The 14,837-nt window shown below is 48.2% G+C and carries 13 protein-coding genes and 2 tRNA genes; 13 read left to right on the top strand and 2 right to left on the bottom strand.

The features are described 5' to 3' along the window. The first annotated feature begins 291 nt into the window (after positions 1–291). The 5 genes from G598_RS0113855 (at position 292) to G598_RS0113875 (ending at position 4,672) form a co-directional block, all read left to right on the top strand. Positions 292–663 carry a cytochrome c maturation protein CcmE domain-containing protein gene (locus tag G598_RS0113855; protein ID WP_026767448.1) on the top strand — a complete coding sequence of 124 codons (372 nt, stop codon included), beginning with the start codon at positions 292–294 and terminating at the stop codon, positions 661–663. A 15-nt stretch (positions 664–678) separates the two neighbouring features. Then, entirely contained in the window at positions 679–2,775 is a 2,097-nt protein-coding gene (ccsA, locus tag G598_RS18080) for a cytochrome c biogenesis protein CcsA (protein WP_037364496.1), read from the top strand. A gap of 60 nt (positions 2,776–2,835) precedes the next feature. After that, positions 2,836–2,912, top strand: a tRNA-Val gene (locus tag G598_RS0113865). A gap of 4 nt (positions 2,913–2,916) precedes the next feature. Next, positions 2,917–2,993 (top strand) — tRNA-Val (locus G598_RS0113870). Positions 2,994–3,331: 338 nt separating this feature from the next. Beyond that, entirely contained in the window at positions 3,332–4,672 is a 1,341-nt protein-coding gene (locus G598_RS0113875; RefSeq protein WP_026767449.1) for a putative porin, read from the top strand. 671 nt (positions 4,673–5,343) lie between these two features. On the opposite strand, the gene G598_RS0113885 is transcribed toward G598_RS0113875, so the two are convergent. Next, positions 5,344–5,994 (bottom strand): Crp/Fnr family transcriptional regulator, encoded by a 651-nt coding sequence (locus G598_RS0113885; RefSeq protein ID WP_026767450.1) that lies wholly within the window; start codon positions 5,992–5,994, stop codon positions 5,344–5,346. Between the two features lie 362 nt (positions 5,995–6,356). Here G598_RS0113885 and G598_RS0113890 point away from each other — a divergent pair, with 362 nt between their 5' ends. Both G598_RS0113890 and G598_RS18085 read left to right on the top strand, forming a co-directional pair. Continuing rightward, positions 6,357–8,057, top strand: a complete 1,701-nt coding sequence (locus G598_RS0113890) for a putative bifunctional diguanylate cyclase/phosphodiesterase (protein ID WP_026767451.1) — start codon at positions 6,357–6,359, stop codon at positions 8,055–8,057. Next, a complete protein-coding gene (locus tag G598_RS18085) occupies positions 8,054–8,734 on the top strand; it encodes an HAD family hydrolase (RefSeq protein WP_272867108.1) in 681 nt (226 codons plus the stop codon). Before G598_RS0113890 ends, G598_RS18085 begins: the two co-directional genes overlap by 4 nt. 100 nt (positions 8,735–8,834) lie before the next feature. On the opposite strand, the gene G598_RS0113900 is transcribed toward G598_RS18085, so the two are convergent. Beyond that, positions 8,835–9,110, bottom strand: coding sequence for a hypothetical protein (locus tag G598_RS0113900; RefSeq protein WP_026767452.1), 276 nt, complete (start codon positions 9,108–9,110; stop codon positions 8,835–8,837). Positions 9,111–9,321: 211 nt separating this feature from the next. Between G598_RS0113900 and G598_RS0113905 the strand changes: the two genes are divergently transcribed. From G598_RS0113905 to G598_RS0113925, 6 genes are all read left to right on the top strand, one after another. After that, entirely contained in the window at positions 9,322–10,449 is a 1,128-nt protein-coding gene (locus G598_RS0113905; protein WP_026767453.1) for an aldose epimerase family protein, read from the top strand. A 103-nt stretch (positions 10,450–10,552) separates the two neighbouring features. Continuing rightward, positions 10,553–11,740, top strand: a complete 1,188-nt coding sequence (gene sucC, locus G598_RS0113910; RefSeq protein WP_026767454.1) for an ADP-forming succinate--CoA ligase subunit beta — start codon at positions 10,553–10,555, stop codon at positions 11,738–11,740. Between the two features lie 13 nt (positions 11,741–11,753). Beyond that, the gene (gene sucD, locus G598_RS0113915; protein WP_026767455.1) at positions 11,754–12,659 is read left to right on the top strand and encodes a succinate--CoA ligase subunit alpha; all 906 of its coding nucleotides are present in this window, start codon (positions 11,754–11,756) and stop codon (positions 12,657–12,659) included. A 140-nt stretch (positions 12,660–12,799) separates the two neighbouring features. Next, positions 12,800–13,870, top strand: coding sequence for a DNA adenine methylase (locus tag G598_RS0113920; protein WP_026767456.1), 1,071 nt, complete (start codon positions 12,800–12,802; stop codon positions 13,868–13,870). Positions 13,871–13,882: 12 nt separating this feature from the next. Next, on the top strand, positions 13,883–14,068 hold the full coding sequence (locus G598_RS19110; protein WP_071837985.1) for a hypothetical protein: 186 nt from the start codon (positions 13,883–13,885) through the stop codon (positions 14,066–14,068). A 1-nt stretch (position 14,069) separates the two neighbouring features. After that, positions 14,070–14,837: type II restriction endonuclease (locus G598_RS0113925; RefSeq protein ID WP_026767457.1), on the top strand; the 768-nt coding region annotated here is incomplete at its 3' end.

Raw genomic sequence — 14,837 nt, forward strand, 5'->3', positions numbered from 1 at the left:
TCTGTCCCGTCTGTCACAATGTGATAGGCCGTGACTTCCAAGCATCTTTGAATCTCAAACGCTATGGGGAAGCGGAGCTATCTAAATCTGCAAGCTGACACCAACAAGTCAATGCAGATATGTACCGATTCGTTAGTCGGGAATTTAAGCCTCTGGAGCGTTATATCAAACGTGAGTAGTCTGTTCTTCGGGACGGCAAAAGCGGACGCGGTGAATGAGGAATGGAACATAAAAGTTAACTTTCTACGGAAGGTTTATGGCTTTTTATAAGTTTTCAGTAACGGAAAAGGTATGAATCGCAAAATTGTATTGGCTGTATTGCTATTGGCCTTTGTGGGGTACGCCAGCTGGAGCTTTATGGATGCGGTCACGCCCTATGTGGGCATTGCCGAAGCGCAAAAGAGCACGGGCAGCGTGCAGGTAAAGGGGCTGCTGGCGAAAAATGCGCCGTCTCCGCATATGGAGGGAAATTTGTTCGTCTTTACCCTGCAGGATGAGGACACGGGCGAAACCATGCTCGTGCATTATCATGGGACGAAGCCCGACCAGTTTGATGAAGCCCATCATATTGTAGCTATCGGCAAATATCAGGGCACGGCATTTGAGTCGCAAAAGCTGTTGATCAAATGTCCGTCCAAATACGAACAGCAGAAGCAAAAGTGAGGAGGGGCATGGAGATTGGTTGGTGTTATTTCGTTAGCGTTGACCCTGTTATTATCACTCGGCGCAGTGCTCTGCTTTGCCGGGGGGAGTGAGGAGTGGCAAAGACGCGGGCGCATCCTGATGGGCTTATCCGCTGCTTTTGCGGCTGTGGCCAGCATTTATCTGCTCATCTTGATTCTGAATAATCGTTTCGATATTGCCTATGTGGCGAATTATTCGGCGATAGAACTGCCGCTGATGTATAAGGTTTCCGCCTTTTGGGCAGGCCAGCAGGGCTCGTTTTTGCTCTGGCTCTTGATTCATGCTGGCGCTGGGGTGTATCTATTGGTCAAGCGTGCTTTGCCTGCGGCGGGGCTGGCTGTTTATATGGCCTTGCAGGCACTTCTTACGGTGCTGGTCATGGCCAAAAGTCCCTTTGTGCCCAATCCTAACGTGGTGGAAAACGGCATTGGCCTCAACCCGCTCTTGCAGGACCCGTGGATGGCGGTTCATCCGCCCATCATCTTTGTCGGCTATGCCCTGCTGGCAGTGCCCTTTGTCTATGGGGCGGCAGCGCTTATCACGGGGCAGCAGGCCAAAGACTGGCTGCCGGCGGCGCGGCGTTGGGCGCTCATCGCATGGAGTTTTTTGGGCGCAGGCATTTTTATCGGCGGCTATTGGGCCTATAAGGTTTTGGGCTGGGGTGGCTTTTGGGGCTGGGACCCCGTGGAAAATTCCTCGCTGGTGCCCTGGCTTGTGGCGGGCATCTATCTGCATGTGTTGAAGGCCGCGCAGATTCGTCCGGCCGTTATTACGATGGTGCATTTGGCCGGTATCTTTGCCTATGGGCTGGTCATTTATGGCACGTTTTTGACCCGCAGCGGTATATTGGGCGATTTTTCCGTGCATTCCTTTGCCGGAGACAGCATTGGCATGAGCATTGCGGTGGTCAATGCCATTGTACTGCTCGCGGGGCTGTTGCTGCTTATGGCAAAGGCGGGCAGTCTGCCTAAAGGAGAATATTATCCTTCCTATGACAGCCGGGAGTTTCTCCTGCTTTTGGGCGCTTTGCTCATGGTCTTTGTCAGCGTGATCGTCTTTTTGGGCATGTCCATGCCGCTCCTCACGCAATTGATGGGAAAACCTGCGGCTGTGGATACGGATTTTTATGTACGGACGACCATGCCTTTAGCGATTGCCATGCTTTTGGTCATCAGCTGTGCGCTATTGCGCGGTTATGGTCAGGGAAAAGTTCTTGCCTCCGGCATGCCTCTGCTTATTTGGGGGCTGCTCGGTGCAGGGGCGGCGTATCTTGCCGGTGTGCGGCAGGTCTTGCCCTGCCTGCTGGCCGCAGCTTCTTTGCTGGCGGCGGGCGCGGCCATTCTTGCTTGGCGCAAGTCTGGGCTGCAGACAGGTGGAGCCGTGGCGCATATTGGTTTGGGACTCGCCTGTCTGGCTTTTGTGCTGGCCGGTTCGGGCAGTCAATCACATAACCAGGATTTGCAGGTTGGCGAAAGTTACACGGTTTTTGGATACGAAATCCGCTATCAGGGACAGGAATTTGCGGAGGGCAATAAGGAAAAATATTATGTGTATCAGGTGGACGGGCAGGAAGTCCGCGCCCTGACCAAACTCCATGCCAATGGTGAAGACGCGGCCCGGGAGCCGGCCATCGCCAAAGGGCTGGGCGGTGATGTTTACCTTGCGCCCACGCCGCCCAAGGATAAGGACCGCATGGAAATGATTTTGAAGCAGGGCCATATGGGCATGGACGATGTGCTGGCGTACCGCTTTGAAGAAGCGGCGATGGAAAAGCAGGCCGATGGAACCATGCTGGTGACGGCCAAGGTCGGTGTGACGGACGGCAATACGATTGAAGAAGCACAGCTGCAGCTGGTGGCGACTAAAGATGGCGGCACCTCAAAGCCGGTCGAGGTCTTTAACGGCCAAAGGCGTTTGCGCCTGACGGGGATTACCCAAAGCGGCAAACAGATTCGTGTGGAGAGTATGCCTGCGCTTACGGCAGAACTCAGCCAGCCGGTGACAACGAGCATCAGCGTAAAGCCCTGTATTTGGCTTTTGTGGTTAGGGGCCGTGTTGGTCTGTGGCGGAACCATGTGGGCGGCGAAATAAATTTTATCTCTTGACACCTGTTCGGGTTGTGGTTTATAATAATTCTTGTCGTTATGACATGGGGTTATAGCTCAGTTGGTTAGAGTGTCTCGTTGACATCGAGGAGGTCACAGATTCGAATTCTGTTAACCCCACCATATTGCTCGCCTAGCTCAGTTGGCTAGAGCATCTCCGTCACATGGAGGGGGTCGGGGGTTCGAATCCCTCGGCGAGCACCAAATTGTGAAGTGATAGGGAAGCAGAAATGCTTCCTTTTTTATTGACATTGTAATCCAATAAGATTATACTACTAGTAGTAGATGCTTAAGGTCATGGCTATGAGCCAAAAAATCGACCCCCACTGATGAAGAGCCTGGAAAACTATCATCGGTGGGGGTCTTGTATTTTTAATCAAAATTTAATCGAATTTCTATTGCAAATCGTTTTGTATTATGTTAATATAACTTAGGTCTTGAAAAACGAATAGAATACTTTGAGGAAACATGGACACTCACAGAATCTTCTATTCCGCCTTCAGGACGAATGTTCATTCTATTTTTTGAAGGAGGAGTTTCTCATGAAGAAGACTCTCGTATCCGCTCTGACGACCGCTCTGGTTGTTGGCGCTGCAAGCACGACTTTCGCTGCTGCAAATCCGTTCTCCGATGTTCCTGCTGACCATTGGGCATATGACGCTGTAAGCCAGCTGGCTGCTGATGGCGTTATCGAAGGTTATGGCGACAGCACGTTCAAGGGCAACCGTAACATCACTCGTTACGAAATGGCTCAGATGGTTGCTAAAGCTATGGCTAAGAGCACTTCCGGTGCTGACAAAGCCCTCATCGACAAACTGGCTGCTGAATTCGCAGAAGAACTCAACAACCTGGGTGTTCGCGTAAGCAACCTCGAACGCAACGCTGACATGGTTAAGTGGAACGGCAAAGCTGAATACACTTATACGCATACTAAGACGAAGCCGCAGGTTGGTCCTAAAACCTCGAATTCTGACGGCAACCTGTTGTTCCGCCTCGAACCGACGGCTGAAATTAACGACCACTGGCATGTAAAGGCTCGTCTCGATGCTTCTACGAAAGTTCAGTCTGATGGTCCGGATTCTATCAACATCAACAATGGTTCTACTGATAAGAGCGATCGCGTACAGCTCAAGCGTATTTGGGCTCAGGGCGATTACGACAAGTTCCAGGTTAAACTGGGTAAATTTGCTTCTTTCAATGATGATGCTTGGGCTGACCACACCTTCACTGGTGCTGAACTTTCCTACGGCAAGGAATTAAGAGGTGTTCTTGGTTTTGGTCGACTCAATCGTGATGGCGATTTCTTTGGTGGCACTCAGAGAGCTGTGCTCCCTGCTGCTATCACTAATGATGGTTCCAAACGTGCTTCTGTTGGCTACCAGTATATCGGTGTTGAATACAATAAGGATAAGTTCAACGCTGGCCTTGCTTATCATCGTGCAAAGTTGTCTGATGGCAGATTTAATAATGGTAACTTCGTTGGTTTCAGCAACAACAATACGGAAGATACCATGAACCTCATCGGTATTAAGGCTGGTTACAAGTTCAGCAAGAACGTAGCTCTCAAGGGCTGGTATGCTCAGAGCAACGCTGATATCCAGAAGAAAGCTGCTAGCTTCGAAGTTGACTACAAGGGTGCTCAGCAGGAAAACAAGGGCACTTGGGGTGCATGGCTTGCATACCGTCACATGGGCCGCAACGGTGCTATTCATCCGGGCACGTTCGATGTTGTTGGTGCAGGTGAAAAAGGCTGGGAAATCGGCGGTAACTACACGTTCCTCAAGAACATTGTTGGTACCCTCCGCTATGGTAAGACCAAAGACATCGGTGCTAACCCGAACAAGTATGATCACTTCTTCGGCCGTGTTGAATTCTTCTTCTAATCTTAGGATTACAAGACAGATACAGGCTAATAAAGACCTCCACTTCGGTGGAGGTCTTTTTCTTGCATTTGCATAAATATTGTGCTAGAATAACTATAGGACAAGACGTTAGAGATATGTTTCACCAAAAAGAACCCCAGCGATGAGTTAGTCTGGACAACCGCTCATCAAGCTGGGGTTCTCGCACATTTAGCGACCGTGCTCAGTCTAGGCTCACTGCTTAATCGAGGTATCTATCCAGCCATTTGCAGATAAGGTGGACAACAATACCTGCCATAATAGTACCCAAGAAAGACGTTAAAGACATCGATTTCACCTCCCTTCGATACTATAGTAGCGAAGGAGCAGCAAATCAATTATAGCATTTTTGACTGTAGTGTGCTATAATGTTTTTAGATAAAAAAAGACCACCGATAGACGGCTCGTTTCCGCGCTCGATGGTTAATGACTAAAATGTATTAGAGATAACCGCTGAGTTTGGTCACTTGGGCGGTTATTTCTGTTTCAATACAAGAATAATGAGGAACAGCATTAGAAGCTGAAACGAACAATTATCCATAAGTATGACCTCGCTTTCTGTAAGGTTTTCGCCTTTCTGCGCGAGGAGAGCAAGCCGCCTACCGTTATGGTGGTCAGTGCAGATTATGCACCGTAGAAAGTATAGCAAATAATTATTCCTCTGTAAAGCTGTCTTTCAACGCCTGTTGTTGTTCTTTATTCATCGTAATTTTTCCATGAAGCAGGGATACAAGCCCTGCTTCTTTTAGTTTGACCACGCCGCGATTGACGGTTTTTACGCTGGTGCCGATGTCATCGGCGATTTGCTGGCGGCTGGTATGGAGAATGAAGAGGTCGGTTTCGATATCGCCCAGTCGTTTCAGGAGATAGCTGTGCAGGCGGTTGAGACTGGACAGGAATTTTACCCGGCCGGCTTCATTGGAAGTGGGGTACATCTTGGCGGCTAACTGCCGGGCGATGGCGAGAGAAAATTCATTGTCGAGCAGCATCCATTGCAGGAAGGTTTCGGCCCGCATGATGATGGCTTCGCAGGTGGAAACGGCTTCGTTAGAAGCAGCGTAGAGTTCCTGCCCGGCAAGCACTTCCAAATCGCCAATCAAATCCGATGCGCCCAGTGCGGCAAACGTATAGCGCTGGCCACTGGAAAATTCGTTGCTGACCCGGGTTTCCCCTTTTAACAGCAGGTAGACGTGTTTGGCTTCCTCTCCCTTGCGGACAATGGATTCGCCGGGGAGATAGACTTTACGGGTGGTCTGCCGCCGGATTTCTGCGGGCATATGGTTGAGAATGTATTCCAGTTTCATAGGGGGCCAGTCCTTTCTGCATTTCTGTTTCCTTCATTATATATTATTTTGGATAAATAAAAAAGGTCATTTTGAGGACGAATGTCCTTTATTTATTGGCGGGGAAAAGATAAACTAATCACATACCAAGCTTTCTTTTCCTCAAGAATCTTGTTTTCCAGACAAGATTCCAGCAGCACCAATCGGGTGCAAAGAATTTACATAAAGCTTTGATGAAAGGCTCTGTATCGTTCCTGCAAAACGAGACAGAGCCTTTTATCGTATTGTATTTTCTCTTGCAGGATTTTTGCAGGTTGATGTAGTATAATAACAATAGTATACCTATGGGCGTGGTAAAATCACACAGTAAAGAAGGCGATATTGTGGAAGATAAACCTGTGATGTTAATCGTAGATGACGTGGAAATCAACCGGGTGGTGCTGACCCAGTTTTTCCAGGAAGAATATCAGATTATCGAGGCAGAGAATGGTAAGGAAGCTCTGTCTGTTATCGAGGAGCAGCCGATTAGTATTGTACTGGTTGACCTGGTTATGCCGATAATGGACGGCTTTCAAATGATTTCAATGATGAAACGCAATGACCAGTTTGCTGGGATTCCCGTGGTGGTCATGACGGCAAATAATGATGGTGACAGCGAAGCAAGAGCCATGGAGATGGGGGCGGCCGATTTTATTACCAAACCCTACAATCCGACGATTGTGCGCTGTCGTATTCGGAATGTCATGGCACGCGAGGAAATTGAGTGGCGCAGAGTGGCGCAGGTGGCTCAGAATCGCCAGCTCATGGAAATGCATCAGTATGTGGAAAAAGACAGTCTTACGGGAATTTATAATCGGGAGGCTTTTTATCGCAAGGCTGCCGAACTTATGCAGGAGCATCATCAGACACAGTACAGTATTGTGTATCTGGATATCAGCTGTTTTAAGGTAATCAATGATTTGTTCCGCATTGAGACAGGCAATCTCATACTGAAAACGGCTGCGTTTTATTTTAATATGCTGGTGGGCGAAGAAGGTCTGTGCTCCCGGATTGAGGCAGATCATTTTGTTCTTTGTGTGCCTACGGATAAATTGGATATGGATAAGATGATTGCCGGACTGGACAGCACCATTCAGTCCCTGGGAATCAGCCACAATATCGTTTTTTATGCGGGAATCTATCCAGTGGATAACGCCTATCTGCCGATTGATCAGATGTGTGACCGCGCCCACATGGCGCTCAATCGGATCAAAGGCCGCTATATGACCCGTTTTGCTTATTACGATAAGGCTATGCGCGACCAGATGATTGAGGAGCAGATGATTGTCCGCAATATGGAATACGCATTGCAGGAACGGCAGTTTGTCATTAATCTGCAGCCAATTTACAATAGTTCCACGAACGGTATTATCGGAGCAGAAGCGTTGGTGCGCTGGAATTATAACAAAGGGCATATCAGTCCGGGAAAATTCATTCCCATTTTCGAGAACAATGGCTTCATCGTGCGTTTGGACAGATTTGTTTGGGAAGAGGCTTGTAAAGTCCTCCGCGCTCAGCTGGATGCCGGCTTAGACCCCGTGCCTGTTTCAGTGAACCTGTCCCGGTTGAATTTCTACAGTCAGGATTTGCTGGAATTCTTGCAAGGGCTGATAAAGAAGTATGAATTGCCGACGAATCTTCTGAAATTGGAAATTACGGAAAGTGCCTATATGGAAAATCCGCATCAGCTTATTGCGATGGTGCGGGCTTTTCGGGGGAATGGCTTTTCGGTGATGATGGACGATTTTGGCAGTGGTTATTCTTCGCTGTCCATGTTAAAGGACCTGCCTGTAGACGTGCTGAAAATCGATATGGCCTTTGTACAGGAAGTGGACAAATCCAGCCGGGCTGGTGCTATTCTGGAAAGCATTGTGGGATTGGGCAAGCATTTGCGCATGGAAGTCGTGGTAGAAGGGGTCGAAACCAAGGAGCAGGTGGACTTTTTGGAGAAGATTGGCTGCCGGGCGATTCAAGGCTATTATTTCTCCAAGCCATTAGATGTAGATAGTTTTATGGGACTGGTTAAAAGGAGTCAGGGTATTTGAAAAACATCAAAGCAGTAATTTTTGATATGGACGGGGTAATCATTGACAGTGAACCCATTCACAGCCGGGTAAAAATGGATACCTTTGCACATTTTGGCATGCCGTTCAATGAGGAAGATTTAGTTCATTATATGGGACGCACCAGTGAAGCTATCTTCAAGGAGACACTGGCAAAATACGAACGTACGGATATCCAGCCCAAAGATATGGCAGCTTACAAGCATGCGCACTATCTGGAAATTCTTGAAAGCGGGGAAATTGCTCCGGTCGAGGGCAGTGTGGAATTGATAAAATTCCTGCATGAAGCAGGGCTTCCGTTGGCACTGGCTACATCTTCCAATGTGCGGGTAATGAATACGGTGCTCGACAGCTTTGGCATCCGTCCGTATTTTTCGTCCATTCTTTCCGGCGGAGAGCTGCCGGAGAGCAAGCCTGATCCGGCTATTTATTTGATCAGTGCAGAACGTTTAGGCATTGACCCGGCAGATTGTCTGGTAATTGAGGATACTGCGAATGGTATTTTGGCGGCGAAACGGGCTGGAATGTACTGTGTGGCTTATCGCAATCCGAACTCCGGCAAGCAGGATTTAAGCAAGGCTGATGAAATTGTGGACAGCCTGCTGGAAGTAAAAAAAGCCTTCCCCTTTGGGGAAGGTGGGCGCGAAGCGCTCGGATGAGGTTTATATGCGCAAAAAAGCCCGGATAAACATTTTCGCGTAATGTTTATCCGGGCTTTTTATACTAACTTTGCTGTGCTGCGCGGAGCTGTCTGTGTTTTTATACGATAGCGAAGCTTTCAATTGCTCCAAACTGCAGGTAATTGCTGGCTTTGGTGGGTTCGCCAACCAAAATTTCCTTGCTCACGGCCTCCATTTTGCCTTCGGCAACATTGACACGGCTGGCAGCAACTTCTTCTTCTACTTTGGCCAAAAGTTCCTGGCGGGCTTTTTTGGTATCCTTGTAGATGGTCTGGTTGTAGAAGATGTTCATGGATTTCTGTGACTTTTCATCGTCACAGTTAAAGAAAACATAAGCTTTTTTTTCGGTTGCCATAATTGATAATCCCCCTTGAAATAATAAAAAATAATTTCATTTATAAATATGTAACCAATAAAAATATTATAACATACTTTGTCAAAAATGATAAATTAAATTGAATCTTCACAGGTGGTTGACAAATGAAACAAGAAAGAGTAAAGTGAACCTGTATGGAATTGTTGCAAATCAGGAGCAATTCCTAGTCCGACACCCGGGAGGTAATGATATGGCTATTATTAAAAAAGAATCTTTTGGCAAGTTAAGTGATGGGCGTGAAGTGTTTCTCTATACGCTGCGCAATACCAAAGGTACAGAAGTGAAAGTTACCAATTATGGCGCACGGCTGGTCAGCTGGCGGGTTTTTGGCAAGGATGCAAAGCAGGTGGATATCGTGCTGGGTTATGCTGATGCCCTGACTTATGAAAAGGACGACACCAGCATGGGCGGCGTGGTAGGACGTCACGCCAACCGAATTGCGGGTGGCAAAGCAGTCATTAATGGTCAGGAATACCAGCTGGATTTAAATACAGGTTCCAAGATGCAGAACCATATTCATGGCGGCTCCAAGGGGTTCCATAATGAGCTTTGGGAAGCACAGGAAGTCTATGAAGGTGTGCGTCTGAGCTATCACAGCAACGATGGCGATGCCGGTTATCCGGGCAATATGGATGTGACGGTAACCTATTCCCTGTCCAATGATAATGAACTGTCCATTAAATACGAGGCCGTCAGCGATAAGGATACCATCTGCAATCTTACCAATCATAGTTACTTCAATCTGGACGGTTTTGAATCCCCTTCGATTCTCGACCAGAAAATCCAGATTTTTGCAGATCAGTATACCTGGGCAGACAGCGAATCCCTGCCGGACGGCAGAATCCTGCCAGTTGAGGGGACGCCGATGGATTTGCGGCAGCCCACGAGAATCGGTGAGCATATTGATGATGATTTTGACGAGCTGCAGATGGGGAAAGGCTATGACCATAACTGGGTAATCCGCGATGAACCGGTGATGGTGGAAATGAAGCCGGGCATGTTCGGTTATGACCCGCATTGTCCGATTGATTACCTTAAGGGCGGGCTCAAGAAAGTGGCCTATGCCGAATCGGATAACAGTGGCTTGTCGCTGACCTGCTACAGCACCCTGCCTGGTGTACAGTTCTACACGGGCAATTTCCTTGAAGGCGGGCTGCCGGGCAAGAAGGGTGTGGAATTTACGCACCGTTCCGGTTTCTGTCTGGAAACGCAGTATTTCCCCAATTCACTGGCTAACCCGAACTTCCCGCAGCCCATTATCAAGGCCGGAGAAAAGTGGGAATCGCAGACGGTATTCGTTTTATGGCCAAAGAATTAATTAAATTTTAGTAGCAAAAGGCTAAATTTTGCCTTCGCAAGCAGGATTTTTGGACGAATATGTATAAATAACATATAAGTTAGAATTTTAGGGAGGCATACGCATGAATATTCATGAATACCAAAGCAAGGCCGTCTTGAAGGCCTATGGGGTTACGGTTCCCGAGGGACTGCCCGCATTCACCGTAGAGGAAGCTGTGGAAAATGCCAAGAAAATCGGCACCCCCGTGGTGGTGGTAAAGGCGCAGATTCACGCTGGCGGACGCGGCAAGGCAGGCGGCGTGAAGCTCGCCAAAAACCTTGATGAAGTGAAATCTTACGCTACGGAACTTTTGGGCAAGACCCTGGTTACCCATCAGACAGGCCCTGAGGGCAAAAAGGTTGGCCGCCTCCTGATTGAAGCTGGTTCCCATATCAAGAAGGAATATTATCTGTCGTTCGTTATTGACCGTCAGACGGCCCGTGTGGTCATGATGGGCTCGGAAGAGGGCGGCATGGAAATTGAAAAAGTTGCCGCTGAAATGCCGGAGAAGATTTTCAAGGAATATATTGACCCCGCAGTAGGACTGGCACCGTTCCAGGCTACGCGTATGGCGTATAATATCAATATTCCCCAGCCGGCAATCCGCAAGGCAACGAAACTGATGACTTGTCTCTATCATGCCTTTGTCGGCAAGGACTGCTCTTTGGCGGAAATCAATCCGCTGGTGGTTACGGAAGAAGATGATGTGGTAGCCCTCGATGCCAAGCTGAATTTCGACGACAGTGCGCTGTTCCGTCATCCGGATATTGAAGAACTCCGCGATGAGAGTGAAGAAGACCCCAAGGAACGCCGGGCGGCTGCAGCTGGCCTTAACTATGTAAACCTCGGCGGCGATGTGGCCTGCATGGTTAATGGTGCGGGGCTTGCCATGGCTACCGTAGATATCATCAAGCACTACGGCGGCGAACCGGCCAACTTCCTCGATGTGGGCGGCGATTCTTCGCCGGAAAAGATTGCTGAAGCTTTCCAGATCATGCTCGATGGCGGTCAGGCCAAGGGGATTTTCGTCAACATCTTCGGTGGTATCAATCGCTGTGATGCAGTAGCAGCTGGCATTGTCGAAGCGGCAAAAATCATTTCTGACGATGGGAAATCCCTGCCTGTGCCTGTGGTGGTGCGCTTAGAGGGTACCAATGTGGAACAGGGACGCAAGATTTTGCAGGATTCTCCGATAGCCAATGTCATCATGGCACCGACTATGGAGGGCGGCGCAGAAGAAATCGTCAAACGGGTCAAGGCAGCGCAGTAAGGGGGCCATCGAAATGGGTGTTTTAGTCAATAAAGATACAAAGGTAATCGTACAGGGCATTACGGGCAAGCAGGCCACTTTCCATACGAAGCAGATGCTGGCTTATGGTACGAAGATTGTGGCCGGTGTTACACCGGGAAAAGCTGGTCAGGAAGTAGAGGGCGTTCCGGTATTCAATACGGTTAAAGATGCGGTGGAAGCTACGGGCGCAACGGCTTCGGTGGTTTATGTACCGGCAAGGTTCGCGGCTGATTCCATCATGGAAGGTGTAGATGCTGGTCTGGATTTGGTGGTCTGCATCACGGAACATATTCCGGTTCAGGATATGGTCAAGGTGCGCCGCTATATGGAAGGCAAGAAAACCCGCCTGATTGGGCCGAACTGCCCGGGAATCCTTACCACCGATGAGGCAAAACTCGGCATTATTCCGGGCAATATCCAGAAGAAAGGCCATGTAGGGCTGGTTTCCCGTTCGGGAACCCTCACTTATGAAGCAGCCTTCCAGCTCATGAACGCTGGGATTGGCGTGACTACGGCTATCGGTATCGGCGGTGACCCGGTCAAGGGGACGGATTTCATCGATGCGTTGGAACTCTTTAAGAATGACCCCGAAACCAAAGCTGTACTCATGATTGGTGAGATTGGCGGTACCGCCGAAGAAGATGCCGCCAAGTGGATAAAGGAAAACATGCCGGAAAAACCGGTAGCCGCCTTCATCTCCGGCCGTCAGGCGCCTCCGGGAAAACGCATGGGCCATGCCGGTGCAATTATCTCCGGCGGCAAAGGTACGGCTGCTGATAAGATTAAGGCCCTCAACGGCGTGGGCATTGAAGTAGCCGATACGGTAGCCCATATAGGCGCAACGGTTGTCGATACGCTGAAAAAAGCAGGTATTTACGACGAGTGCCATACTTGCTAAAATAATTTTATTTAATGGTAAAGAGATAGTTTCATTTGTGAGGCTATCTCTTTATTGTTGAGAGTGAATGATGTTTGATATTGCTATTGTTCTACCTTGAGAATATAATAATACTAAAAGGTGTATAAGAGGAGGACAATATGAGTTTTATATCTGCAAAGGAAGCTGCCGTCAAATGGGGGATTTCCCAGCGGCGGGTTTCAACTTTGTGCGCCGAAAAGCGTATACACAATGCGGAAATGGTGGGAAATGTGTGGATTATCCCCGCAGATGCGGAAAAGCCGCAGGATGCGCGGAGTCTGCGTTATGTGGAAAAGCCGCAGGCGGGCGTGAAGCCCTTTTTGAAGTGGGCAGGCGGCAAAGGCCAGCTCTTATCCGAGATTTCTGCCTACTATCCGTTTGGCGACGGCAAGTTCACCAAATATGCCGAGCCATTTGTGGGTGGCGGAGCCGTTCTGTTTGATGTGCTGAATAAATTTGACCTTGAAGCCGTTTACATCAGTGATGTGAACCGTGAGCTGATTGGTGCCTACAAGTCCATCAAGGAGAATGTGGATGAGCTGATTGCCCGCCTGCAGGAATATCAGGCGGCATATCTGCCGGAACCTACCGAAGGGCGCAAGGCGTATTATATGAAAATGCGTGCCCGGTTTAATGAATTGAAGCTGGCTGGCCATGATGCAGATCAGGTGGAACGCGCCGCCCTGCTGATATTTTTGAACAAGACCTGCTTTAACGGCCTGTACCGCGTCAATAAAAAAGGTGCTTACAATGTGCCCATGGGAGCTTATAAGCGGCCTTTGATTTGTGATGAAGAAAACTTGCGGGGCATTGCCGCAAAACTCCAAAATGTAGCGATTGTCTGCGGTGATTACAGCAAGGCACGGGATTTTATTGATGAGCATACCTTTGTGTATTTTGATCCGCCCTACCGCCCGTTGACCGCTACCGCCAGCTTTACCTCCTACACGGCGGACTGCTTTAATGATGATGACCAGATTGCCCTGGCCAAATTCGTTGACGAAATGTCAGCCAAGGGGGCAAAAGTCGTCGTGAGCAACTCCGATCCCAAAAATGCGGACGATATGGATAATTTTTTTGATGAATTATATTCTTCACATAAAATTATTCGTGTTGAAGCTATGCGGATGATTAATTCTAAAGCTAATTTAAGAGGGAAAATTAAAGAGTTATTAATATCAAATTTTTGAGGAGGAATTAAGATGCCATATGGTACTTATGCAGAATGCCCTTGTTGTAAGAAAAAGGCATATAAAGAGAAGGAAATAGAAGAAAAGTTTGGTTATAGAGACATGGGAGATGGCCGTATTATACCGCAATCATACTGTCGCGCATGTCGCTCAGCAGGGTGTAAAGCGGGACAACCTTGCAGAGTTGGAGAAAATTGATATGTCAAAACGTGAGTTTGCTAGATGGCTGGCAAGTTTTCGATCAAGTATCGCAGATTATGGTTATTATGTGGATTTTCCAAAAGTATTCCGCAATGTGGACAATGTGAAGGTGGAATTAAACATTCTAAATTCGCTGATTGGCTCCAAGAATATTGAAGCTGATTTTAAGTCACTGCTTATGCGTTATCCCGAAGTGATGAAATGTATCCCGCTCCTTTTGGCCGTGCGGGCGAATGAAATTTACGCAATGGATGAAGATGGCGCTTATTTGTATCAGTTTGCAAAGGCCAATTATTCTATCGAGCAATACGCTGTCTTTATGCGCAAGACCGGCCTTTTTGACTTATTGGAAAACCATATTATCGGCAATCTTTTGGATTATGCAACAGGCGTGGAAACCGGAATTGACTCCAACGGCAGAAAAAATCGCGGCGGCCATCTGATGGAGAACTTAGTGGAACGCTTTATCGTCAAAGCTGGCTTTAAGCGGAATGTAAACTATTTTAAGGAAATGTATATCCATGAAATTGTCGATAAATGGAATATTGACCTTTCTGCTATTTCCAATCAAGGCAAGATGGAAAAACGCTTCGATTATGTAGTTAAGACCGATAAGATGATCTATGGTATCGAAACCAATTTCTACGGCAGCGGCGGCAGTAAGCTTAATGAAACCGCCAGAAGCTACAAAACGCTGTCCATGGAAAGCGATACGATTGATGGTTTTACCTTTGTATGGTTTACGGATGGCAAGGGCTGGACGAGT

The organism is Selenomonas ruminantium subsp. ruminantium ATCC 12561 (assembly GCF_000424065.1).
In the GTDB taxonomy this organism is placed as follows: Bacteria; Bacillota; Negativicutes; order Selenomonadales; family Selenomonadaceae; genus Selenomonas_A; species Selenomonas_A ruminantium.